Source organism: Synechococcus sp. BS56D (assembly GCF_004332405.1).
Lineage (GTDB): Bacteria > Cyanobacteriota > Cyanobacteriia > PCC-6307 > Cyanobiaceae > Synechococcus_C.
In genome coordinates this window covers 102,781-126,224 of sequence record NZ_PHQU01000007.1, presented here as the reverse complement: position 1 = coordinate 126,224, position 23,444 = coordinate 102,781, and the positions used below count along the sequence as shown (strand labels likewise).

Sequence of the window (23,444 nt, the reverse complement as noted above, 5' to 3'; positions counted from 1 at the left end):
CCAGCAGCTGAACAATCAGAGAGCGTTTTCGATCACGTTCATCGCCTTCAGGTAGGCGGGGGGTTCACCAGTGGCTTCCAGGTCGTCCAGAACTGCGTCGTCGCGGATTAGGCGACGGGCGTTGTCGGCAATCACCGCATTCACCATCAAATCCATGGCTTCGGGCTGCGCGAGGTTCTGAAGGGCCTCCGCATAGCGACGGCTATGGGTTGGACGTACGGACTCCTGGCAGTAGTTCGACAGTTCGCGGCTGTCGGTCATCACCGAGAAGGCCACCTCCTTGGTGGCGCTGTTGCCGTAGATCGCCATGTAGAGCAAATTCAACATCGAGGCGTCATGCACGGGAATGGCGTACTTGCGGGCGATCTGAGGCCAGAAACGCAAAGCCTTGAGCCCCTCAAGCCCTCCCTTGCGTAAACCGGCCTGCTCGCACCACCCCTCCAGCTCTTCCATCGAGGCGGGACAGCGCTGTTCACTGCGCATCCTTTCCGCCAGAACCTGACCGGCCTGAAAGTTGCGTGTGGGTTTTCCCGAGACCGGAAGCATCATGCTGCCGCGCACATCGGCCACCATGGCCGTGAGCTGGGCGAAGGTGTGATCGCGCACCTTTTCCATATCACCACCGCGCACCAGAGCCGCTTCGATCCGTTGCACGCCGTAGCCGAGTTCCGTGAGAGGAAAGGGCTGACGGTTGTAAAGCCGCTGGCGATCCCGGCGCGCTATCGAAACGGTGGCGGCCTGATCAAGGCACTGATCGAGCAATAAGGTCAGCAACGTCGGCAAAACACCGGGGTTGTCCTGGTGAAAGCTGTAACCGAAACCGGCGAAGACCGACGACATGTTCTTGGCCGCCTTGATGTATTGGCCTTCGATGTTGTGGACGCCTGGAGAGACCTGAATATTGGGTGAAAGCCGGTCCAGCATGCGGGCACCGAGAAGGGCCGTGAGTGCATTGGGATGGCAGAAGTTCGCCGTGAAGCTGTCGAGGGGATTGCGCAGGGCCCCATGGCGATGAAAGCCAGAGAAGAACGCGAGATTCGGAACCTTCTCACAAAGCACATAGGACTCATTGGCGATGTGGTCATGGCTGAAGGAGCCGGCTAGGCAGGCCAGCACCACCTGCTCCCGACCCAGCTCCTCTCGCAGACGACAGGCTTCAGCCAGATCCTCCTCCACATGGTTGCTGTTAGCGCTGAGCACCACCAGTTCACAGCGCTGAAGGAGGTCGGCCAGGGTGTTGGTCAGGCGTTGACCTTCGCTGAAATGGCTCGCCATGCGCTCGACGGCGTCGACATGCGCGGGATCCATGCCCTCAAGGGCCGCTGGGGGGAAGGCCCCGAACAGATCACGGCCAGGCCTTGGTGCCAGCAGGAGATTGGGGGTCTCGTCCTGCTGCATCGCGCAGTTGTAGGCGAGAGAGGCTGGATACAGCCCCACGCTGTAGAAACCGACGCGGCCGGACTCGAGCTCCAGGATGCGCCGCCTGATCGGCTCAGCATCGAGGCTGCGGGGAAAGAAGGTGTTGCTCTTCAGGGCCGTATCCATGCTGCTGGCAGCGCGCGAGGCCTCGGGGCCATGATCCCCCGACACCCTAAACACGCGTTTCCATGGCGCTCACCCTTTACGGCGGTCAACGCACCCGCGCCTCGATGCCGCGCTGGTGTTATGAATATTATAGCAGTACCAATGGGTTTGAGGTGATAGCCCTGCTTGTTTCTTGCTTGTCCAAGCAAGTTTGCTTGTCAGTCATTTTGGTGAGCGTTATTGACTGAGGAACGACAAACGGAAACAGATTGCCATTCACCCAAACAATTACCTAAACCCAGCAGTCTTCAAAACATCTATGTCTTTATTGAACACAGAGAACGAAGACTATGACTAGGCTTTCTGCTTGTCAGCGCGCTTGTCAAAGATTTCAGAGCAAGAGCATCTAACAATCCATAACCAAAACAAAGAAAAACAACTTCTTGTTATCAAAAAACAGGATTGCCAACCTAGAAGACCCGTATGGGGGCAAAAATCAGCAACCAAAGCATAGTAAATGCACTCACAAATTTATGCGATATTTTTTAAGCTTTGTAGAGGTGAGGGAAGTTGAGCCTGTGTAGCTCCAATCCATAGCCTCTAACTGCATCCATTACTTCTTGCGTTGGATTGCCTCCAAGAGCATCATTATTTACTCGCAACAGAGTTCTGATTGAAAACGACTGAGGCAATTGCTTCTAATCGTTCGAGACGAGCCATCAATTGTTTATTAGTAGATTGCATGGCAGCATTTTGCTCCTTGATTGCAGCGTTCTCTTCTTGCATTGCTTGATTAGCTTTTTCCAATTCCTTAACACGTGCTTGAAGATCTCCCTTAGATGAGGATTGGATCTCACCTAACTTGAAAACAAAACCTGCTCTACCAGCCACATTAGATAAAGAGCCATTCCCATAGTCAGCAGCACCACCAAATACATAAGAACCGCCAGCATTAAAGGAAAGTCGCTCACTTGCCTTAACAGCACAACCAACACTCATTGCATAACGACTGCTATATCCACCAGTTCCAACTCCACAAGACAATGGTGAGTCATCTGCAACAGTCGGAAGTGCTGTCATCGCAGTTGAAAGTGCTGTTGCACCAGCGACACCAAAACCAAGATCATTGATATTTTGACGGTTTGCTTCGATATTCCTCTGGTTAGTGGAGATGTTCCTCTGGTTAGTGGAGATGTTCCTCTGGTTAGTGGAGATGTTCCTCTGGTTGGTGGAGATGTTCTGACGATTATCCTCTACCTGTGAACTGTCACCAGGAGTAACTTCTACACCATCTATTAAAAGCTTTGTCCCTTCAGTAATGTTGATCGGAATGGCATTGCCATTGGCATCTTTTGCATAAAGCTTTTGGACTCCATTTTCCTCAACGGTGATAAGAGAATTTTCACCAATATGAATCTCACCATCCTGCTCAACTCTTATCAGCTTTTGACCATCACCCGAAGAAACTCCCTTTCCATTGGGGTTGGCGATAATAGATGCTGTACCAAGACCGATTCTGGAACCTCCTTCATCCGTGCCTACAATTAGTGGTCTTTCAAAAACCTTCTGGTAGTTGCCAGTCCAACCCGCACCTTTAATGGACCAAGAATTTGTAGCCAGATCATAAGCTTCAAGTCCATTTTCCGCATTGTATATCACAAGTTCACCCGTCTTTTCGTCTACATAACTATTCTGGGACTGCCATCCATTACTAGCGAATACTCGCGTTGTTCGGAGTGTCGCCAATCCAGTCTCTGAATCGACCGTAAAAATTCTATTGCCAATAGTCGGATCACCTGAATAGTCTACTGCCCAAAAGTTCCAGTCTGCTTTTGCAGGCAAAAGCGAAAATGATGCCGTGCATGCAATCGCAGCAAGACAAAGAGAACGAATCTGAATATTCATAAGAACAGTGAAAGCATAATGACCTTAATCAATAATTCACTGAGGTCAACTAACTCGTCAGATTATGCAGGATCTGCATAGAGACGAGGAAAGTTCTTGCGATGCTGTTCCAATCCATAGTCTCTAACTGCATCCATTTCTTCTTGAGTTGGATTATCTCCAAGAGCAGCACGACGTATTAGATACTCACGATTCCGTTCGTCATCTTTAGGAGATGTTGAATGTGGTTTAGGAGCCACTTTGAAATGGTTGTCAGAGGATGACAAATCACTACGAGACATCAAAACCCTTGGGAAAGGCTTAGAAGCTTCTCTGGAGCTTTCTGGAGTAGGTAGAGGAAGTGATGGTGGAGTTGGCGCTTCACCAGCTTCAATAGACATTCTCTCGTCAGAAAGCCGTTGTTGATAAAGACGACTATGCTCTGCATCCTTCGCTCTAATCTCCTGTCGAAACTGATTGATCTGGCGTAATTCCTCAACAGGTGGGATGTCCTTACCTGTCAGCTTACCAATCAGCGGATTAATGATGGAGTTAGAAATTGCATCTGCAACGGGTTGAGTAATCAGCTCTGAAGCAATACCGGCAAAGGTAGTAATAATACTTCCTCGGACAGTGGGTTGAAAATGTACTGCTCCACCTTTAAAGACAAGTGGATTTGAGGGAACTGTAGGAGCAAAGAATTTACCCGCTGGTTTCAATGGTGTAACTGCTTTGCTACCTAACACCTGACGTTGTGTCTCTCGTATCAAAGCTTGTTGGCGAGATAGTGCATCAGTCAGCTGACGCTTGCTTGTTGTTGGCTTTGGTTTGTCGATGAAGCGTGTATTGGGATTACTGGCTTCTCTTAGTTGTCTTGCATCCTCTCTACCCAAGTCTGTTGATTGATTAGTGGGTTGTTGGATTGCACCTTGAAAAGGTTCAATGTTGTTAGGTAGTGGGAACGTAGGTTCGCTTAGCGTTTTACGACGCTGGTATTTATTTTTAGACATGAATGTGTATTAATAATTAGAGGTATGAACACTCACTCACTCGGTGCTGCGCACCTCGCTCGTTCGTTATGTATATGTGTAAGGAATGAGTTAGGAGAAGTTTGTGTCTATTGGGAACACTCGCTCGCTACGCTCACTCGTGTTACCGACACAGCAGTTCAAGTCTGTAAAGGTAACTCTTTTGTGTCTTACGTAGTTTGAGTAGTTCTTGTGTGTCGTCTGTTTTCTGCATAATCTCTTCGCACGTAGCGACAGAGTTAATCAATGAAGAGCAGACTGTTTCTTTTGCCAGTTCTAATTGAGTCATAAGGATGTACTTGCTTGTTATCCCTTAACAGGTAGGGGGGTGAACTTAATTATCTAGTAATGGCAACGAGTTTCAGTCGTTAGCATCTCTTGTCGGATTCTTCATCCCATAGCAAAGGATCATTCCTATATGCCTCAGCATCCTTTGAATCTTCCTCTTGCCTAATCCTCTTAGTTTGTTCGGAGTCACGCTTCCAATAATCAATATCAGTGTCGGAGTAAGTGGTTGGATGTTCCTCCTTCCACCGAAGACTTGCTTCCAACATTGCTTGCCTGCGCCTTTCAGCAGTTTCTTTATCTTCTGCCTTAGGGGCGTTCCTCTTTTTTAGAAATTCAAGTTTTTCCTTTGAAGTCATTTTCATAAGCATTTCCTGCTCATCTAATTCATCTTGAACCATCAACCTTGCTGTCTTGTAGTCAACATCTAGACTACGCATCATGTCTCGAACAAGTATTTCGATTCCATCAGCGTCATTGCCATCACCGAAATGCTCAAAAAACCAAGAATCCCCTTCAGCACTGCATTTTATGTCCATGATCTCAAGTTCTTGATGTACTAATTCATCAGCTGCATTATTGCCAGTGCTTGGATATATTTGATTTTGATGTACTCTTTCCAAGTCATCTTGATACATCCATAACGCTTCCGCATCTTTTTGCGATTCTTTCAGTTTCTTGACTGATTCACTTGGTGGTTTATCCCTATTCTCCCTACTCCATTGCTTGGCGACAGCATCTTTACCAATCCGCTTTGAGTTAGTAAGAGATGTAATTGCCTCTTCTTTGATTCCATCTGCCAACCAGATGACAGCAAGTCTAAGAAACTCTTTGATTGAGATATTTAATTGTGCCGCTGTATCTAGTGCATTTTGCTTCTCGCTTAACGGCAGAGTCAATCTCTTTTTAGTTTTACGTCCTTCATGTCCTTTGTAAGTACTGCCAGATTTTGCTTTCTCGTATGTCTTTTCATATGCAGTATGCGCTTCTTTAATGACTTCAAACAAGGCAATACGTATCGCTTCTCTTGTGTCACATTGAAACGAGTTGGTAATGCCATTGATTTGCTCTAGTTCTTGTTGACTGAATATTGCTTCTATTGAACTGCTGCATTTGTCTTGAGATTGTCGTATCGGATGGTTGTCGGTGATAAATAAATACTTGGCAAAAGGAAACCAATCTTTAGTATTTTTAGAAGTATTAAATTTGTTCTTGTTAGTAGGCATATGCGTAATGAGCGTGAGAGACATCCAGAAGGCGCAAGGAGGCGGTTCTGGGATTGCTTATAGGGTAAGTATGCTGTCGCATATTTCAAGCGCCATGTAGGCGATTCTAGAGCGCATCTATATCCACAGTTTCTGGTTTAGCAGGTTTCTTTCTACCAATTGGCAGTTTCTGCACTTCATCAGCACGTTTCAGAACATCGTGTCTGTCGTAGTACTTCTGGATGACATCAACGCTGTTACCGCACAAACGTGCGACAAGATAAACATCCAGATTAGCGGTGATGCAGTCTTCAATAAAGGTTGAGCGCAATGAGTAAATGGTGTATTTGCGTTCACTGAATCTATTACCTTCTAGTTTATCCTTGAGTTCCATACGCACTTGTTCCCAGTACGAATCAAGATGACGATAGGCAAGTGTCTTCTCGAAGAGTTCATCAGGTTTTCCAAATAGCAACGACTCATCGTTAGGAGTGAATGTGAAACCATTAGTCTTCATCCACTTCTTTTGAAACTTCAGAAACTCAAGCAAGTTAGATGCAGCATTACTGCGACAAAGTACATCACGTCTCTTACCAGTCTTTGATTTCCTGATATGGAGTTTGAGTTTGAAATCATCTTCCCATTTCTCCTTTGATTCACTGAAGCGTTGTGGATTGGTTATTTCAATGTCCTTACGACGAACTGCAAGCAACTCAGAAGGACGACAACCACTGTTCTTAAGGATATGGATGAAGCAACAAAACATCCTCCTTGTGTACTCACCTTTGTAGGTTGTTGCACCAGAAATGAATGCCCCACGAAGGTATGTATTGATTACCTTGTAGTCATTGGGTGTAATGGCAGGATTGGCATCTAACTCATCATCGTTAATTCTGATACGAGGTAGAAAGGTTTTTCCCATTGCCAACTCATTAGTCAGATAACCACGAGGAACTAGGAACATACGACAGAATGCACCAATATCCTTCAACTCTGTTTTACGAGTTGCCTTCATCGCTGACTTTCTGAAGACTGGATAATCCTCAAAAGTTATTGCATCTATTTGTGATGGGTAGATGATTTCTTTCACCTCAAAGTACTCAAGCATCTTCTTCATCGACTGAACACGACGAATAGATGCGTTGTAATCCTTTAATCCTGCAGAAACACGCTGCTCTTCAAAAATACGAAATTCTTCGACGAGTTCAACAAGTGTTGCTCCTTCAGAACGCTTTCTGTTATTGCGTTGTGGCGCTTGCTCGAAGGCAACAAGTGCTTTGTAGAACGTTGCTAATGCTTCTTCCTGTGTTGTTGCGCCTTCAATCCGCTTAATGCGGTATCGACGCTCAGACTTGTTCCACTTACGTACAAACCAACCTTCTCGCTCTTTGGCGTAGCAAAAAACGCTAATTCCTGTCTCGACTGGGATTGAAGTGTGAATAGCAGGCATAACCTTTAGGCAGAATTCACACCAGCGAACGCTTGACGCTTGCTTGACGAACCGAAAACGCGCTGTTCACGAATCCCTGAGAACTCAATGACCATCACACTTTATGGCGGACAGAGGACAAGAGCAAGCATGCCGCGCTGGTACATGGAGGAGAAGGGCATCCCCTACAACCTGGTGGAGCTCGACCTGCAGGCCCAAGAACACCGCCAGCCGGATTTTCTGACGATCAACCCGTTCGGAAAGCTTCCTGCTCTGGAAGATGACAGCCTCCAGGGTCCAGATGGACAGCCCCTGAAACTGTTTGAGAGCGGCGCGATCCTGCTGCATCTTGCAGAACAGCACAGCAGCGACATTCACTCCGCGGCAGAACGGGCTCTCACCAGCCAATGGCTGCTGTTCGCTAACGCAACCCTGGCCATCGCCCTGTTCGTGCCCAGCAACCGGGAGCGGGAGTTCCCACGCCTCATGGGTGAGCTGAACCGCCAACTCGACCCAGGCCATCCACTGGTGGGCCAGAGCTGGGGAGCAGCGGACTGTGCTGTGCAGGCCTACCTGGCTTATCTGCCGATCTTCTTCCCGGACATTGACCTGAGCCCATACCCCGTGATTCAGACGATGATCGAGCGGGTTCGCGAACGCCCCGCTTATCAGATCGCCATGGGAGCGCGCTGAATCGATGACATCAATCAGCCTTGACTGCTTGAACGCTGAGCTGGCCGCCAGCTCTGACCTCCTGATCGTGCAAGACCTCGATGGCGTCTGCATGGATCTCGTGAAAGATCCACTCACCCGGAGGATGGATCGCGGTTACGTGGAGTGTGTGGCGCAGATGCACGGCTGTTTCGCTGTGCTCACCAATGGAGAACATGAGGGACGTCGTGGCGTGAACCGGCTGGTGGAGCAGGCCCTCGGCGATCGTGTTCGGCCAGGGCGCGATGGTCTCTACCTCCCTGGCCTCGCAGCTGGAGGTGTGCAGCTACAGGACCGCTATGGCCGCCTCAGCCACCCTGGGGTCAGCGATGAAGAGATGGCGTTTCTGGCGGAGGTTCCGCAACGCATGGAGAGGCTCCTGACCGAGCGGCTGCCGGCACTGATGCCGGAGCTGACAGCTGGGGAGCTCAAGCAGGAGATCCAACGGGCGATTCTCGACACTCAGGTGTCACCGACCATCAACCTCAACAGCCTGTTCGCGAGAGTTCCAGGTGATGTGACCCGGCAGCGAGAGCTGCAGACGATGCTCGCGTCCCTGATGGATGCACTGATGGCCGCAGCCGACAACCAGGGACTCTGTAACTCCTTCTTCCTGCATGTGGCCCCCAATCTGGGGCGAGATCCCCAGGGGCAAGAGCGATTGAAACCGGCTGAACCCAACGATGTGGGCAGCACCGACATCCAGTTCATGCTGCGCGGAGCCATCAAAGAGGCGGGGCTGCTGGTGCTGATTAACCGTCACATCGCCGCCCGCACCGGCAGCGCTCCCCTGGGCGATGACTTCAACGTGCGCACCGCCCCCCACAACCATGAAGCCCTGTTGAGCCTCTGCCATGAGCGCATCAGCCCGGATCAAATGCCCCATCTGGTGGGAGTCGGAGACACGGTCACCTCAACCCCCTGTCCTTCCGGGAACGGTTGGCTGAGGGGCGGCAGCGACAGGGGCTTTCTGACCTTGCTCCAGGAGATCGGCGACCGCTATGACAAAGCCAACCGGGTGGTCCTGGTGGACAGCAGCGGCGGCGAGGTCGACCGGCCATCCCTCGCTGATGGGTCCCTAAAAGGAATCAGTGATCCTGAAGACCCCCTTCGCATGGATGTCTGCATTCCCGATGGACCGCAGGCTTATGTGGCCTGGTTCAAGGCACTCACGCAGGCCCGGAGCGAGGCAGGACACGCAACATGAAGGGCAGAGCGGTGATCGATGGTTTCCCGCCGCTCACCCAGACCGCCTGCTCCTCGCTCCAGAGACGTCGACCCGGAACAATCAGGCGCGACTTGGAGGCATGATCCGGCAGATAGGCCGCCTGGAAGCCCAGGGCCTTAACCAGTAGGCGTAGATCATCGAAATGAACGCCGTCAGCGGTTTCGATCACCTCCAGCCGACCATCGGCCCGCAAGCCGTAGACGATGCGCACATCGGCGAGCTTCATGGCGCCGTACACGCCGCGATAGCTCTCTGGTGGACGACTGACGGTGTGATCGAAGGCATGCAGGCCACCGATGAACCAGCGGTAACGCGCCTGGCGTTCCGGGGTGAGATCGCCGTAGCCAAACACCAGCTCCCCTGATTCGGAAACCGCCATGTAGGCCCGGCCAGCGGCGGCGGCACGGTTTCCGGCGCGCCAGAGGCCATTGCGAAGCTTGAGGTCACCGTGCAAGGCGATCCCAAGCGGCTCATTCGGGTGCCCCTTCTCAAAGGTGGGGCCCGTGAAGAACAGCAAGGCGGCAGCGTCGTCATTGGCCTCCAGCTCCCGCTGCCAGCCGCCGAAAAATTCAAGATCCACCCAGCGTGGATCAAGGATCATGCTGCTGTAGCCCACGGTGACAGCACTGCCGTCAGCTCGATCGAGCGGCAGCGCCTGATCAGGCTGATAGCTCGCGATCTGATCGAGGGGCGGTGGCTGCGGGGGCTGCTCTGGAACCAGCCAGGCAATCGGATCGATCTCACCCTGAGGGGGCTGGAGAAGGACATCAGGGCGGATCAGGGCGAATCCACTGCCAAGCAACCCGGAGATTGCACCGAGCACAACCAGTGGCAAGGCCCTCACGGCATGGCCCACATCTCGAGGCATATCCTGACCGGATCGCAGGGATGGACAGCCAACATTCACCAAACCCTCACCGAAACAAACGCTCCGGTGGCTGTCACGGATCAGAGACTGATGACAGCCGAGAGGTGGGGCAATGGCCGACACACTTCAACGCCTGTTGACCCCCAGGCATGCCTGTCTCTGTCTAGAGATCGGTGCACAGGCCCGCAGCTGGGATTGCATCCAGGGAGAGCTCAGCGCCCTGAGCGAGGACGGCGCCTGCGTGATCCTGGATGGAGACATCGGCACGCTGCCCAGCCAGCAGGGACACTTGAGCCTGGAAGATGCCCAGGGGCATTTCGGAGACTCCCGCGCCGTTCAGGTGCTGTGGCATCGCCATGAACTGGGGCATAGCTGCCTGGGGCTGCGCTTCAAAACGCCAAGCACACGCTGTAACGGCAATGAAGAGACTTGAAGCAACATCAAGAATTGACCGTATTGGTCCACCTGCGCTTGCAACCCCTAAAAACCTGAACAACAGTTAGATCACTGATTCGGAGGCTCCATGTCGGAAGACACTCCACCCCGCCAGCAACAAGGAGTTGGCTGACGTTTTCGGACCCTGCTCCAACAGTCTCGTTCGAATTTCTGAAGTCTTAAGGTCAGTCAAGCCCTTTTCAAAAAAGGGGTTTAGTGATCTCCCTATGCGCCGTGCCAGGTGCCCCAGGGTCGCAAAGATTTCATTGCTGAAACGTCATGGCCCCAGGGCCCTGCGCCAGCAACTCCGCACAACAATTGAATCATTTTGTGCAGAGTCGATCGAGCCTGCACGTTCAATCTATTCGGTTCGCGATCACAAAGATCCACTGCCAAAGCAGCCATTGAACCTGAGGCTCGGCCCCATGGTCGGGCCTCTCTGTCTGTCTGTTATTCACACCCTGGAGTCTTCACAATCCAGAATGGTCCCCACTGGATTGCACGCCCTGGCCTCGACGACCCGAACCACGAGCTTCCCCACGCTGCATCGGAACCAGCTGCACACGTTGCAGGTGAACCTGGGCTACCGCTGCAACCAAAGCTGCAGCCACTGTCATGTGAATGCCGGTCCTTGGAGGACCGAAATGATGGCGGATCATCTGATCGAGATCATCCCCAACTTGCTGGAACGGCTACAAATCAAAACTCTTGATCTCACTGGTGGGGCACCCGAACTCCATCCACGCTTTCGCTCTCTGGTGGAGCGGACACGATCCTTGGGAATTGCGGTGATCGATCGCTGCAATCTGACCATCCTTCAGGAGGATGGTCAGGAGGATCTCGCGGAGTTCCTGGCAGCTCAAAACGTGCATGTTGTGGCCTCGCTGCCTTGTACGGAGGCGGAGCGAGTCGACAGCCAGAGGGGTGACGGAGTGTTCGAGCGCAGCATCCAAGCTCTACAGCGCCTGAATGCCCTCGGCTATGGGAACCCTGACGGCTCCTTGCCCTTGGATTTGGTTTACAACCCGGCAGGAGCGGCGCTGCCACCACCCCAGGCGCAGCTGCAAGAGCACTATCAGCGGGCCCTTTCAGACAGCTACGGCCTGCGTTTCAACCGCTTGCTCACTATCACCAACATGCCGATCGAGCGATTCGCCCGCGACCTCGCCCATCGCGGCGAGCTGGAGACCTACCAAAAGACGCTTCAGCTCGCCCATCGCCGCGAGAACCTCGAGGCCGTGATGTGCCGAGGACTGATCAGCGTCAACTGGACGGGTGAACTCTTCGACTGTGATTTCAACCAGCAGCTCGGGCTTTCGATCAAGGGACCGATCCGCCATCTGGAGGATTTATTGGATGAGACCAATCAGCTGATCGGCATGGAGATTCACGTCGCGGATCACTGCTTCGGCTGCACCGCTGGTCATGGTTCCAGTTGCGGCGGGTCCCTGAGCTGAGAGCATGAACCAACCACCAGACTTGAGCATGCAAGATCAGGCTCCGGCCCATTGCGGCAGTAAACCGAAGCGGATTGCCTTCGGCGTCGCCCCCCTCGGCACCATCTCCATCGGCATCGTGCCGATGGGTGTGATCTGCATTGGCGTTGTGCCCATGGGCGTGGTTTCCATCGGTGTCGTGGCCATGGGAGTCATCAACTGTGCGGTGGTGGGCATGGGTCTTCTGGCGGTAGGCGTCAACACCATGGGGGTCTGGACCGCAGGGCCCCAGGGCATGGGCCTCGTGCATCTGGGCGGCGGAACAGGAAGCCATCACGCCCATCAGGGCGCCTCGCATCAACACAGCCCTTCTGGAACCGCCACCGCCAGCGAACCAGACACCCTGCTCGCCTATCCGACCCGCGAAGAGGCCGAACAGCAAGCCCTGAGACTCGGCTGTTCAGGTAGCCATCGGATGGGTGACTACTGGATGCCCTGCCTGAACCATGGAAAGGCCGTCAGCGACAATCCGGGCAAATCGCACGCACATTGAGGCTCGATTCGATCAACTCGAAGCCATGGCTTTGAGCTGCCTCGCGGCCAGCTTCAATCACAGAGATGCTTTCAAACTCCTCGGTGCGTCCGCAGCGGATGCAGACCAGATGATGGTGATCGCGATGGTCACCAGAGCAAAGCTCAAAGCGACGTCCACCTTCCGTGAGCTCCAGCTCCTGCAGAAATCCCATCTCCACCAGAAGCCTGAGGGTGCGGTAAATCGTGGCGAGGGACACTCTGGCTTCCGCTTCCAGCAAGTGCTGATGCACATCCTCCGCACTGAGATGGGAGCCGGAACCGATCCGCTCAAACAGATTGAGCACTCGCCGACGCTGTGGGGTGAGACGCCGACCGTCCTCGTGAAGCCCACGCTCCAACGGCTCCTTCACCCGCGTCGACGGCGATCCTGCTGACATCGGTTTCCGTCGATCTTCTCAACAGTAACCACTAATGAGAGGAGGCGACAATGATGGTGCCGATCAGGCTTTCATTGTGCGCCTGCTGCAGCTGAGTGATCCCCATCTGGTGAACCGGGCTTCTGCGCTGGTGCGCGGCAAGCCAGCTCTGCGGCTTTGGCATCAAGCCCTGGAGGAGGGCCTGACCCTTCACCCTGATCTGCTGCTGGTGAGCGGTGACCTCTGCCAGGACGAAAGCTGGGGCGGATACCAGAAACTGCGCGACTCCCTGGAACGGCTACCAGACACCGTGGCGGTAGCGCTGCTGCCAGGCAACCATGATCATCCAGCTCTGTTGCGAGCCGCGCTTGGCAGAACTGCGGCGGTGGCGCCCGCCGAGCTGCTGGTTGGCAACGCAAGGGTGCTGCTTCTCTCCAGCCATCAGGCCGGAGCTTGCGCCGGTGCCTTGGGAACCGCGCAGCTCACCTGGCTTCAGAAACGGCTGACAGACCCCAGCCAGGCGGGACGACCGCTGCTGGTGGCCCTCCACCATCCCCCCGTGGCGATCGGAGATCCAGGGATGGATGCCATCGGCCTGAAGGATGCCGCCGCGCTGATCGCCATGCTTCAGCCGGCGACGGACCTGCGCGCTGTGGTGTTCGGCCATATCCATCAACACTGGCAAGGTGTTTTGCCAGGGCGTCAGGATGTGATGGTGCTGGGCTGTCCATCAACCCTGGCGTCATTCCAGGCCGTGCAACCCTGCCCCCTGAATCGACCGGAACACCCCGGGGGGCGCTTGCTGGACATCAGGGAAGACGGAAGCGTGGGGACAACCCTGTTGCGCTGGGGGTAGGGTGCCCCATCCTCCTGAATGGTTTGCTGAAGGCTTTGGCCGGATCCTGGCAAGTGGTGATGCGCTGCCTGGCCAGTGCTCTATTCCTGCTGGCCCATGGCCTGCTGGTTTTGGAGCACGTGGCGATTGGAACCGCTCTGCATGGCATTGCCGAACTGTTTCTGGCCCCTTGGGCGGTCCGTCACCGTGCCTGGGATCTCATCGTGATCGGCATCGTGTTCTGCGTGTTTGACCTTTGGGGGACCATCCGGCTCACCGGAACAATCAGCTGAGGTTGGGAGCTCTGAGCGAATTAAGGCCCGACCGTCTCGACCCACCAGCGCTCCACAACACCACCGATGGCCCGACCACGCTCGACACGAGCAGGGGCCGGAATCGTCACCACCGAAAGCTGGCGTCCGTTGCGGCGGTAATCAAACCGGCAGAACCCCACCCCGGTTCCGGAACAGGCTGAGAGGGACGAGAGCGGCACCCCTGCCCGTTGTTGATCCAGGGCCTGAGGATGCTGCTGAGGATGGGGCCGCCAGCCGCTGGAGAGCAGCACCGCGTCAGCCTCCAGGATCGGTTGTCCCGCGCTGAGCAGCGAGGAGGAGCGCGGCTCGGCAGCGACCCTGCCGGAACCCAGCAGCAACAGCAGCATCAGCAGGGACGAGCGGGACATGCCGGATCAGGTGGTCCTTCCGATCCATAGCCACGGATTGGTGCCCATGACCATGGAAGGGCTGCGTCGCAGAACGGAGACGACTGATCAAACGGATGCGACCAACCCAGAATGAAATCAGCGGCACTCGGGGCGATGACGCTTGATCAGGCCCAGAACGCCACCCTGCAGCGTCTCGCCCCCCATTTAGTGGCGCGGCCGCGACGCGGTGTCGTTGGCAGCAGTCGACAGGCCAAGCAACTACGGGATGCCGTGCGTTCGGCAGCCTCAGATCGGGACCGTCATGCGGTGCTGCTGTACGGCGAACCAGGGCTGGAGAAAGACAACCTGGCGGCCTTGATTCATTTCGGCTCTAAGGATCGCCATCACTTGATGCTTCGCCTCGATGGAGCACGCATGCGCAGTGACGGCACCGATCTCTTTGGCACTGGGGATGCCGCTGAACCATCCCCCCTCCTGGAGCTGCTCGGGAATGGATCCTTACTTGTTGATGATCTCGATCAGGTGCCGGAACCGGTCAAGCAGGCCTTGCTCAACCTGGCCCGCAGCGGTGAATGGGCTCCGCTAGGTGCCAGGGCCCCCAAGCATCGATTTGAAGGTCGCCTGTTCTTTACCGCCGAAACGAGCCTCGCTCAGTTCGACGGCTGCTGCACGCTGATTCGCGTTCCACCCTTGCGGGTCAGGCGCCAGGACCTCGGGGAATGGTTGCGTTACGAGCTGCGGCAAAAGAGCCGCAGCCTCGGCTGGCAGCAAGTTCCGGAAGTGCCAGAAGGAGTGGTGAAGCAGCTGCAGACCCACGATTTCCCCAACAACCTGCGCGAACTGGATGCCTTGATCGACCGGGCCATCCAGCAGGTGCGCCATCAGGAGACGCATCACAATGACCAGAACCCGGGACAAGCTCCGAAATTGTTGCCGGAGGATGTGTTCTGGACGTCACCGCGCCAGCAATACGCCCGCTTCGATCTCTGGCGCTGGAAGCCACGATTGAGGGAGTGGATGCGCTCGCCAAGGCTTTGGAACGCCTTCCTGTTTGGGCTGGTGAGCTGGTTGTTCGTACTGGTGAATCTCTGGCTTTGGGTTGGACCTCAGGATCGGGCCCACAACGGAGCCCTGACTCTGTTCTGGGCCTGGTGGTGGCCTCTCATCCTGATCGGCTTTCCCTTAGTGGGGCGGCTCTGGTGTTCCTTCTGCCCCTTCATGGTCTGGGGAGAGATCAGTCAGCGGCTGAGCCGATGGATCGGCTGGCGGCCAGCCCCATGGCCCCGAGGGGAGCATGACGGTTGGGCATCCCGCTGGTTGAGCGCTGGCTTTGCCCTGATCCTCATCTGGGAAGCGGTGGGCGACCTGCCGAATACAGCCTGGCTCAGCAGCTGTTTACTGCTGCTGATCACCGCTGGAGCCGTGGTCTGTTCACTGCGTTTCGAGAAGCGGTTCTGGTGCCGCTACCTCTGCCCGATCGGTGGCATGAATGGTCTCTTCGCCAAACTATCGATCCTGGAGCTGAGGGCCCAGGCAGGCATCTGCAGCGGGAACTGCAGCAGTTACGCCTGCTTCAAAGGCGGCCCCGCCGATGGAGAAGGACTGATCACAGACGGTTGCCCGCTGGGGACCCATCCAGCGCACCTGCGCGACAACCGCAACTGTGTGCTCTGCCTCACCTGTGCCCAGGCCTGCCCACACCGCTCCGTACGCCTCGCGATCCGGCCACCGGCGGCCGACCTCCAGCGCACCATGACGATCCCGAACGGAGAACCGTCTCTGCTGCTGGTGCTGGCCGGGAGCGTTTGCCTGACCCATTGGCAGCTGCTGCTGGGCTGGTCCAGCCTGGCGCCAGCAAGTCTGAGCAGCGGGCCACTGCTGCCTCGGCTTTCGATCGCGACCCTCGCCCTAGCGATCCCTTCTCTATGCGTTCTCTACGCACGCCCGTTCTTCAGTCAGGCCCGCCTGGAGCGCACCGTCTACGGCATGCTCCCCTTGTTCTGGAGCCTTCTCCTCGCCAACCACCTTCCCTTAGGAATGGAGGAGGCAGGCCTGGTGATGCCAGTGAGTGCATCTCCACTGCTCGGGGAAGGGGCGTGGAGCTTGCCCCACTGGCGAGCAGACCCCCATGTCATCGCCTTCTGTCAGAGCATGTCTGTGACGATCGGCGCCCTCTGGAGTGCCGTCATCCTGCGCAGGATGCTGAGCAACAATCGAACGGCCTGGATCGCAGCCACAGGTCTGATGCTGCTGCTGGCCGCCACCGGTCGCTGGCTCGTGAATGGATCGGGGTAGAGGGATTTGAACCCCCGGCATCCTGCTTCTAAGCAGCCTCATCCCCCCCCATGGAGGCAAAGACGGAGGGCGCCATATGCATCAGGCAAACGCATCAGGGCCTGCATTGAGCTTCTCCCGAAGACCGATGTCACCTTTGACCTTTTCCAGGAACGCTTTGAATTGCTCTTCTGGCATAGGGGCTTGTGGAGCTACACCCTGTTTTTAGGAATAGTAGGTTGGGAGGACTGTAAGCAATAAAAAGCCCGCTAAGTGCGGGCGATGGTGCCAGGTATTGGGCCTAATTCAACTTATTGCATCCTTGTTGAGGGTCAATCAAAGACAGTTGAATGTCCCAACACTATCTATGCTCCAAGCGCTGCAGCCACCGCCAGCGACGTGTTCGAGCTCTTCTTCAGAGATCTCCGTTCGTGATCTGTTCAAATAATCAGCAGAAATCATAAATCCAGCCTCGTTAGCCATGGCAACTACTGCATCAGGATCACTTGCTGCTGTGAGCTTCTCCTGAAGGCTGGTGTCTGTCTTGACCTTTTCGAGGAAGGCCTTGAGTTGTTCTTCTGACATCGCTTTGAGTGGGCGAGGTACTGCAGCCTCAATTTTGGCCAATGAATGGCCAGATGTCAGGAGGGTGGCGTGAGATCCAAGCAAGACAGCCACTGCCATATCCACCACGTCCTCCAAGCACCCCCCAGCGTTCCCCCAGGCAATCCTCTCCCGCCCTGCAGAGCTGGTCGCCCCCAACCTCATCGGTTGCCTGCTGGTGAAACGCCAAGACGAGGGCAGTTTGCTTTGGGACGTGATTGTGGAAGCGGAGGCGTATTCGCAGGAGGAGCCTGCTTGCCATGGCTATCGGCGAAGGGGACCTCACAACGAAACGCTTTTAGGGAAGCCAGGGCCTTTTTATGTGTATGTGGTCTTCCTTCCCACACCTGCAGTCACAAGTCCTGAGCAAGCCTGGAAGCCGCTACTAGCGACAGGCCTCCCTGAGCACGCTCCTGTTGTGAAACATGATAAGGCTTGACAGTGACGCCAATGCTGAGAAAATCAGCTAATCATATGACCCATCGATAGCAGATAGCTCCTGAGACAGATGAAGTCTTTGATCGTTTCTTGGGAAACGTCAAATAAGTGTTACACCGACGGTTGTCGGTGGTCTCTCTCGGACCTATTAAGCATGAGAAAAGAGACCTCCCACTCTTTTAAACGTATCTCTGGTCGTTCGAGATACGAGCTCGGGATCGATCGGGTTTTGCTCGGATGCCAAGGGCCTCTTCCATTTCTTCGTACCGCACTCGACTGAATGAACCGGACCCAACAGTGGCTGGATCTCATCGCTCCAGACGAGCCCCACAAGCTCGAGCGACGCCTCGCCTGGGACCAATGGGCTGACAGCAACGCTTTCGGGGAGTGGCTCTCTGCTCCACCGCAGCTCGAGACCAGTCAAACCCAAGCCTGGCTGGAGGCCCTGAGCCGTTGCCAAGACTGGCTTCAAAGTGCCTGGGATCAGCCACTCCAGCCGGTGCAGGCCAACGAACAGCGGCCCTTTGTCGACCTCTGGATACCGATTCGGGATGGCGCCGCAGCAGAGCTGCGTGCAGCGCTTGAGCGCTGCGCTGGGCTTGATCGCATCGGCCCCAACGTGGTCGATCAACTGGCCGACTCCCTGCTGAATCGGCTCTGCGCCATCGGCGATCAGGTGCTCTGGGATCGGTTCAATACTTGCCGCACGCCAGGAGCGATGCTGCTCGCCCATCTCGGCACCTCTGGCAACGGAGAGGGGCCACCGGTGCGGGAGCTCTACACCCGCTTCATCGAATCGCACCGGCGCGATGGCTTGCAGAGCCTGCTCACCACGTTCCCCGTGTTGGGGCGCTTCATCGGCACAGTGGTGACTCTCTGGCATCAGGGCAGCCTGGAGATGCTGGAAAGGATCCAGAGCGATCGCTCCATCCTGGCCAACAACTGTTCGATCCCAAGCGATTGGTGCCTGCAAGCGGTGCAGCAGGGCCTCAGTGATCCCCACCGCGGTGGCCGCGCTGTGGCCATTCTCAGCTTCACATCACCGGATCGCAGCAACACCAATCTTTTGGTCTACAAACCCAAAGACATGGGGGTGGATGCGGCCTACCAGGCCCTGATTGACGACCTCAATTCCCACTCCGAGCTGCCTCCCCTACGCAGCCTCGTGGTGCAGACCTGCGACGGCTACGGCTACATGGAGCATGTGGACCACACGCTCTGCACCAACGCTGAGGAGCTGGAGCGCTTCTACCGCAACGCCGGCCGTCTCACCGCCCTGCTGCACCTGCTCGGCTGCACCGATTGTCACCATGAAAATCTGATCGCTAGCGGTGATCAGTTGGTGCTGATCGACACGGAGACCCTTCTGGAAGCCGACCTTCCCGATCACATCCAGGCGGCTGCTGAGTCAGCAGAACACCAGGAGCCCTCAGACCTACAGCAGAGCTTTCGGGGCTCTGTGCTCAGATCCGGCTTGCTGCCCCAATGGTTGTTCATGGGCCAGGCCAAACAGGCGATTGACATCAGTGCGCTCGGCATTGCGCCTCCCGCGAAAGAGGAGATCACGATGGCTGGCTGGCTTGGGATCAACAGCGACGGCATGATGCCCGGCCGGATCAACCGAGCGGCCGAGTGCCCCACCAGCCTGCCGGTGGGCTTTGGCCACACCAATCCATTGTCTGAGCATCTTGAGCCGTTCTGCGCCGGTTTTCGGCTCCAGGCTCAACAGTTTCTGCAGCTGCGCGAGCGTTGGTTGAACCCAGGCAGTCCGCTGGATCGTTTTGAGGGCCTGCCGCGCCGGATCGTGTTGCGTTCCACGCGGGTGTATTTCGCCTTGCAGCGGCAGCAACTGGAAGCCTCAGCCTTGCGTACAGAAGAGGCCCAGGCCCTGTGCCTCGAGCAGCTGAGCCGCAGCTTTCTTTTGGCTGAAAGTAAACCGCTGCACTGGCCAGTGTTTGCCGCCGAGCGCCAGCAAATGCAGCGGCTGGATATTCCGTTCTTCACGCATCTGATCGATCGCGATGGCTTGGAACTCGACGAGAATGGAGCGGTGCTTCCTGGATTCATCGAAACCAGTGGTCTGGCATCAGCACTCAACCGGCTTAGGGCCTTCAATGCAGCTGAAATCGACTTTCAGGAGCGCTTGATTCGCGGGGCTGCGCAAGCGCGGGTTCTCAAGCAACGTCAACAGGTCAGTCCATCGGACGCCAAGAGTCAACAAGCAGTAACTCCGCAACCGGCTTCTGCGATTACAGCGGATGAGGCTGCTAGCACCATCGCTCAGACGCTACTCGATTTAGCGATCCGAGATCCACAGGGACAGATCGAGTGGTTGGGGATGGATCTTGGCGCCGATGGCGAGAGTTTTTCGTTTGGCCCGGTTGGCCTCTCGCTCTACGGCGGTTCAATCGGCATCGCTTGCCTGTTGAAGCGTCTCCAATCACTCGGCAGCGCGCCTGCAGAGGCGGAGGCGATCCAGGCGGCGATCCTCAAACCACTGCATGACCTTGTGGGTCAAGCCCATGGCGATGGGCTAAGGCGCTGGTGGCGCGATCAATCCCTGGGACTCAGTGGTTGCGGCGGCATCCTGCTGGCACTGCGCGAGATCGGTGAAACCGATTTGGCCGTCCAACTCCTGGAAGGAGCCCAGCCCCGCTTCATCGTGGCAGACCAGCAATGGGATGTGATCGGTGGCTGCGCAGGCCTGATCGGCCCCTTGCTGCAGCTCGAATCCACGCCAGCGCTTGAGCTGGCGAGTCTGGCGGGTGACCGGTTATTGGAAACGCAGCATGACGATGGCAGTTGGCGACTGTCGACACGCAACTCCGGACTGCTTGGCTTTTCCCATGGCACCGCGGGCTATGCAGCTGCCCTGGCGCGCCTCCATGAGGCCACAGGAGAGGAGCGCTACCTAATGGGCGCACGCCAGGCCGTGCTCCATGAGCGTGGTCATTTCCACGCCGACGCCGGCAACTGGCCCGATTTTCGCGGCCACCAGACAGCTGAGGAAGGGCCTTTTTACATGGTGAGTTGGTGCCATGGAGCACCCGGCATTGCTCTTGGTCGCACCTGTCTCTGGGGAACCGAACTCTGGGATGACCAGTGCGCTCAGGAACTCAGCATTGCCTTGGAAACCACCGCAACCCTAAAGCCTCAGGAAATGGATCATCTTTGTTGCGGCTCTCTCGGCCTGATGGTGCTTCTGCGCGATCTAGCGCAGGGTCCTTGGTCGGTTAACGAACGCGTCAAACAATTAGCAATGGCTCAAGCCAATCATTTGAAGAGGCAGGCGCTGGATCGATGCCAAGGCACGGAACCACAACTGCGCTGCTTTGGCACCCAGGAAGGCAACTTGGTGTTGCCAGGGTTCTTTACGGGCTTGAGCGGAATGGCATTGGCGTTGTTGGAGGATCGTGACTCGAAATTTGCAACCAACACACTATTAAGCTCCGGCCTACTTCAAAATCAAAATGAATGAATTCGGCTTGGTGAGAATGTGGTGTTGGCTCTTAACGACTGGCCAACATGCGCTGGAGGTAACCATGGTTCTTTAGTTCATCCCACTGGCCTGATTCCGCAGTACTGCCGCGCTCGAGAATCACGATCTGATCCGCCTTTTGAATCGTTGCCAGTCGATGGGCGATTGAGATGCGCGTAATACCAAGGGCATTAATTGTTTCGGTGATCGCCCGCTGAGATCGATTGTCAAGGGCACTGGTGGCTTCATCCATGATCAACACCTTCGGTTGGGTGATCAGGGCACGGGCGATGGCAATGCGCTGCACCTGGCCTCCCGATATATTGCCGCCCGAATCGCTGAGAAGGGTCTCCAATTGCATTGGCATTGCACGCACTTCGTCGGCCACTGCAGCTCTCTCAAGGGCTTGCCAAACCTCCTGCTCGGTGCGCTGCACACCACCACAGATCACGTCGTAAATCGAACCAGCATTGAGACGTGCGGTCTGCATCACCACACCAAGCTGACGCCGATACGAGCGAATCGCCAATTGACTTAGAGGAATACCATCCACCAGTATTTCACCTCCGATCGGGGTGATGAAACCCAGCAGCATGCGCACAAGCGTGGTTTTGCCGCAGCCACTCGGGCCGGTGATCGCCGTGTGTTGACCCGCGGGAATTGAGAATGACAAATTCTGAAAGAGAGGGTCGCTGCTGCCCGGAAACTCATAGGCAATGCGTTGCAGACGAAACTCACCCTTCAATTGATGGCGCACCGCATCGGTTTGATACCCAGGCTCCACGTCGGCATACATCACCGGTTCAGCCCGCTGCCACAGCACAGCAGCACGCCCTGCCACGTTGGCAATGAGATTGACCGCTCCAGTCACCGAACCATTGAAACTGCTGAAAGCGGCATTGAAGGAAATGAAAGCCACCACCGTTTGGTTCAACTCCAAGGTGTTCGGGCTGTTGAGAATCCGGTAAGCCACCACCGCAAACAAAAATAAGCTGGCCAAAGGTGACACAAGCGAGCCGTATTGCTCAATCGCATCGCTATACATGTTGGTGCGCAATTGCAGGAGGGCATAGCGATTGACCTCACGCAACCAACGCAACAACAGAAACGGTTCGGCACCGGCACTGCGTATTTGGGGCATGCCCATCACGGCTTGGAGTGAAAAATTGGTGATTTCCGCTCCACTCTCAAGCAAAGGCATCTGCAGCCGAATCGAGCGCCAGGTGATCCATAGCAAGCAGAGCACGGCCACCAATGTGAAGACACTGGCCCAAAGAGCCAGATGACTGTCATAAACGAACATCAACACGAAATAGCTGACCGCAAACAAGCTCGACAGCAACGTGGAAAGCACACCATTGCCCATCAGCTGGCGCAACTGGCTGATGGAGTTGACGCGAGAAGCAAGATCACCGGTGGTGTAGCGGCTGATAAAACTCATGGGAAGGCGCATCACCCGATCCCAAACGGCCGATTGCAAACGGAGATCGGCCACACTCTCCAGTCGCAGCATCATCAGATTCTGCAGATATTGGCTGGCGACCGAACCGATCACGATCAACACCACCACGGTGAGCCCCTGAAAGAGCAGCTGCTGATCGTTTTGCGGAAGGATGCGACTTACCAGAAGATTGGTCAGCATCGGAATTGAGAGATTGAATCCCATCACCACAGCCGACGTGATGATCAGCGCCAACAAGGCTGCGACTTCAGTGCCGAACGCAAAGCGCAACACCGCCAAGGGGCCAGGGACACGCTCTGGCAAGGAAAGGTAAATTTCAAAGCCCGTATCCTCAAAAGCCGTGGCATCCGTAACGGGCTGGCGCGTTTGCTTGACGGGGTCGTAAAGCCAATTGGTGCGACCACGCCGATAAAGCGCACAGGGAGTGGTGCCCCCTTGCGGATTCACGACCATCAAGGGCACCTCATCCTGTTGTGGATGACGAGGGAGCTCAACGCGGCGATGATGAATGTCGTTGTGGTTTAACAGGGCTTCAATCGAAGCACCTGGGAGCGGCTCCAAAGGCTGATGCCGACGGCCCAATTCAGTCAGGCAGAACCCCAATAAACGCAGAGAAGCGTCTTGATCATCGTTGGGGGCATCCTCAAAAAGAAGGGCCGACTCCAGCGATTGCGCAGCAAGCAAGGCCTGCTCAGCAGCAGCTTGTG

The 23,444-nt window shown here is 55.6% G+C and carries 21 protein-coding genes and 1 pseudogene; 11 read left to right on the top strand and 11 right to left on the bottom strand.

Annotated elements, in window-relative coordinates; all coding sequences use genetic code 11:
- Positions 1-15: 15 nt before the first annotated feature.
- Entirely contained in the window at positions 16-1,545 is a 1,530-nt protein-coding gene (locus CWE17_RS11335; protein ID WP_131457287.1) for a hypothetical protein, read from the bottom strand.
- Positions 1,546-1,607: 62 nt separating this feature from the next.
- Between CWE17_RS11335 and CWE17_RS12090 the strand changes: the two genes are divergently transcribed.
- Positions 1,608-1,772 carry a hypothetical protein gene (locus tag CWE17_RS12090; protein ID WP_161971434.1) on the top strand — a complete coding sequence of 55 codons (165 nt, stop codon included), beginning with the start codon at positions 1,608-1,610 and terminating at the stop codon, positions 1,770-1,772.
- 400 nt (positions 1,773-2,172) lie between these two features.
- On the opposite strand, the gene CWE17_RS11330 is transcribed toward CWE17_RS12090, so the two are convergent.
- The 4 genes from CWE17_RS11330 to CWE17_RS11315 form a co-directional block, all read right to left on the bottom strand.
- A complete protein-coding gene (locus CWE17_RS11330; protein WP_131457285.1) occupies positions 2,173-3,429 on the bottom strand; it encodes a YadA-like family protein in 1,257 nt (418 codons plus the stop codon).
- Positions 3,430-3,491: 62 nt separating this feature from the next.
- Positions 3,492-4,418, bottom strand: a complete 927-nt coding sequence (locus CWE17_RS11325; protein ID WP_131457284.1) for a hypothetical protein — start codon at positions 4,416-4,418, stop codon at positions 3,492-3,494.
- Between the two features lie 386 nt (positions 4,419-4,804).
- A complete protein-coding gene (locus CWE17_RS11320) occupies positions 4,805-5,971 on the bottom strand; it encodes a hypothetical protein (protein WP_131457282.1) in 1,167 nt (388 codons plus the stop codon).
- An 82-nt stretch (positions 5,972-6,053) separates the two neighbouring features.
- Positions 6,054-7,376: a site-specific integrase gene (locus CWE17_RS11315; RefSeq protein ID WP_131457280.1), complete on the bottom strand. Its 1,323-nt coding sequence runs from the start codon at positions 7,374-7,376 to the stop codon at positions 6,054-6,056.
- Between the two features lie 87 nt (positions 7,377-7,463).
- On the opposite strand from CWE17_RS11315, the gene CWE17_RS11310 reads away from it, so the two are divergent.
- Both CWE17_RS11310 and stpA read left to right on the top strand, forming a co-directional pair.
- Entirely contained in the window at positions 7,464-8,048 is a 585-nt protein-coding gene (locus CWE17_RS11310) for a glutathione S-transferase family protein (protein WP_131457278.1), read from the top strand.
- 4 nt (positions 8,049-8,052) lie between these two features.
- Positions 8,053-9,273, top strand: a complete 1,221-nt coding sequence (gene stpA / locus CWE17_RS11305) for a glucosylglycerol 3-phosphatase (RefSeq protein ID WP_131457276.1) — start codon at positions 8,053-8,055, stop codon at positions 9,271-9,273.
- On the opposite strand, the gene CWE17_RS11300 is transcribed toward stpA, so the two are convergent.
- A complete protein-coding gene (locus CWE17_RS11300; RefSeq protein ID WP_240789391.1) occupies positions 9,236-10,285 on the bottom strand; it encodes a hypothetical protein in 1,050 nt (349 codons plus the stop codon). The genes stpA and CWE17_RS11300 overlap by 38 nt on opposite strands.
- On the opposite strand from CWE17_RS11300, the gene CWE17_RS11295 reads away from it, so the two are divergent.
- The 3 genes from CWE17_RS11295 to CWE17_RS11285 all read left to right on the top strand — a co-directional run bounded on the left by CWE17_RS11295 (position 10,275) and on the right by CWE17_RS11285 (position 12,586).
- Positions 10,275-10,595 carry a hypothetical protein gene (locus tag CWE17_RS11295; protein WP_131457274.1) on the top strand — a complete coding sequence of 107 codons (321 nt, stop codon included), beginning with the start codon at positions 10,275-10,277 and terminating at the stop codon, positions 10,593-10,595. The two genes, CWE17_RS11300 and CWE17_RS11295, sit on opposite strands and share 11 nt — an antisense overlap.
- Positions 10,596-11,079: 484 nt before the next feature.
- Complete coding sequence (gene arsS, locus CWE17_RS11290) at positions 11,080-12,054, top strand: arsenosugar biosynthesis radical SAM (seleno)protein ArsS (RefSeq protein WP_131457272.1); 975 nt, start codon at positions 11,080-11,082, stop codon at positions 12,052-12,054.
- Positions 12,055-12,082: 28 nt separating this feature from the next.
- The gene (locus CWE17_RS11285) at positions 12,083-12,586 is read left to right on the top strand and encodes a hypothetical protein (protein WP_131457511.1); all 504 of its coding nucleotides are present in this window, start codon (positions 12,083-12,085) and stop codon (positions 12,584-12,586) included.
- Here the strand turns inward: CWE17_RS11285 and CWE17_RS11280 are convergent.
- Positions 12,552-13,004, bottom strand: a complete 453-nt coding sequence (locus CWE17_RS11280) for a Fur family transcriptional regulator (RefSeq protein ID WP_131457270.1) — start codon at positions 13,002-13,004, stop codon at positions 12,552-12,554. The two genes, CWE17_RS11285 and CWE17_RS11280, sit on opposite strands and share 35 nt — an antisense overlap.
- 76 nt (positions 13,005-13,080) lie before the next feature.
- Between CWE17_RS11280 and CWE17_RS11275 the strand changes: the two genes are divergently transcribed.
- Both CWE17_RS11275 and CWE17_RS11270 read left to right on the top strand, forming a co-directional pair.
- A complete protein-coding gene (locus tag CWE17_RS11275) occupies positions 13,081-13,839 on the top strand; it encodes a metallophosphoesterase (protein WP_131457509.1) in 759 nt (252 codons plus the stop codon).
- 35 nt (positions 13,840-13,874) lie between these two features.
- Entirely contained in the window at positions 13,875-14,111 is a 237-nt protein-coding gene (locus tag CWE17_RS11270) for a hypothetical protein (RefSeq protein WP_131457268.1), read from the top strand.
- 20 nt (positions 14,112-14,131) lie between these two features.
- Here the strand turns inward: CWE17_RS11270 and CWE17_RS11265 are convergent, their stop codons facing one another.
- A complete protein-coding gene (locus CWE17_RS11265; RefSeq protein WP_131457266.1) occupies positions 14,132-14,500 on the bottom strand; it encodes a hypothetical protein in 369 nt (122 codons plus the stop codon).
- 135 nt (positions 14,501-14,635) lie between these two features.
- Here CWE17_RS11265 and CWE17_RS11260 point away from each other — a divergent pair, with 135 nt between their 5' ends.
- Entirely contained in the window at positions 14,636-16,777 is a 2,142-nt protein-coding gene (locus CWE17_RS11260; protein ID WP_240789390.1) for a sigma 54-interacting transcriptional regulator, read from the top strand.
- Positions 16,778-16,858: 81 nt separating this feature from the next.
- Here CWE17_RS11260 and CWE17_RS11255 read toward each other — a convergent pair whose 3' ends face one another.
- On the bottom strand, positions 16,859-16,954 hold the full coding sequence (locus CWE17_RS11255) for a Nif11 family protein (protein ID WP_131457262.1): 96 nt from the start codon (positions 16,952-16,954) through the stop codon (positions 16,859-16,861).
- A gap of 138 nt (positions 16,955-17,092) precedes the next feature.
- Positions 17,093-17,449 (bottom strand): Nif11-like leader peptide family natural product precursor, encoded by a 357-nt coding sequence (locus tag CWE17_RS11250; RefSeq protein WP_370318310.1) that lies wholly within the window; start codon positions 17,447-17,449, stop codon positions 17,093-17,095.
- Here CWE17_RS11250 and CWE17_RS11245 point away from each other — a divergent pair.
- Together CWE17_RS11245 and CWE17_RS11240 are read left to right on the top strand one after the other, a co-directional pair.
- Positions 17,439-17,696, top strand: a pseudogene (locus CWE17_RS11245) (DNA-3-methyladenine glycosylase); the annotation flags it as partial. The gene CWE17_RS11250 and the pseudogene CWE17_RS11245 sit on opposite strands and share 11 nt — an antisense overlap.
- A 381-nt stretch (positions 17,697-18,077) precedes the next feature.
- Positions 18,078-21,275, top strand: coding sequence for a type 2 lanthipeptide synthetase LanM family protein (locus tag CWE17_RS11240; RefSeq protein ID WP_131457260.1), 3,198 nt, complete (start codon positions 18,078-18,080; stop codon positions 21,273-21,275).
- A gap of 31 nt (positions 21,276-21,306) precedes the next feature.
- On the opposite strand, the gene CWE17_RS11235 is transcribed toward CWE17_RS11240, so the two are convergent.
- A complete protein-coding gene (locus CWE17_RS11235; protein WP_240789389.1) occupies positions 21,307-23,421 on the bottom strand; it encodes an ATP-binding cassette domain-containing protein in 2,115 nt (704 codons plus the stop codon).
- Between the last annotated feature and the right edge of the window lie 23 nt (positions 23,422-23,444).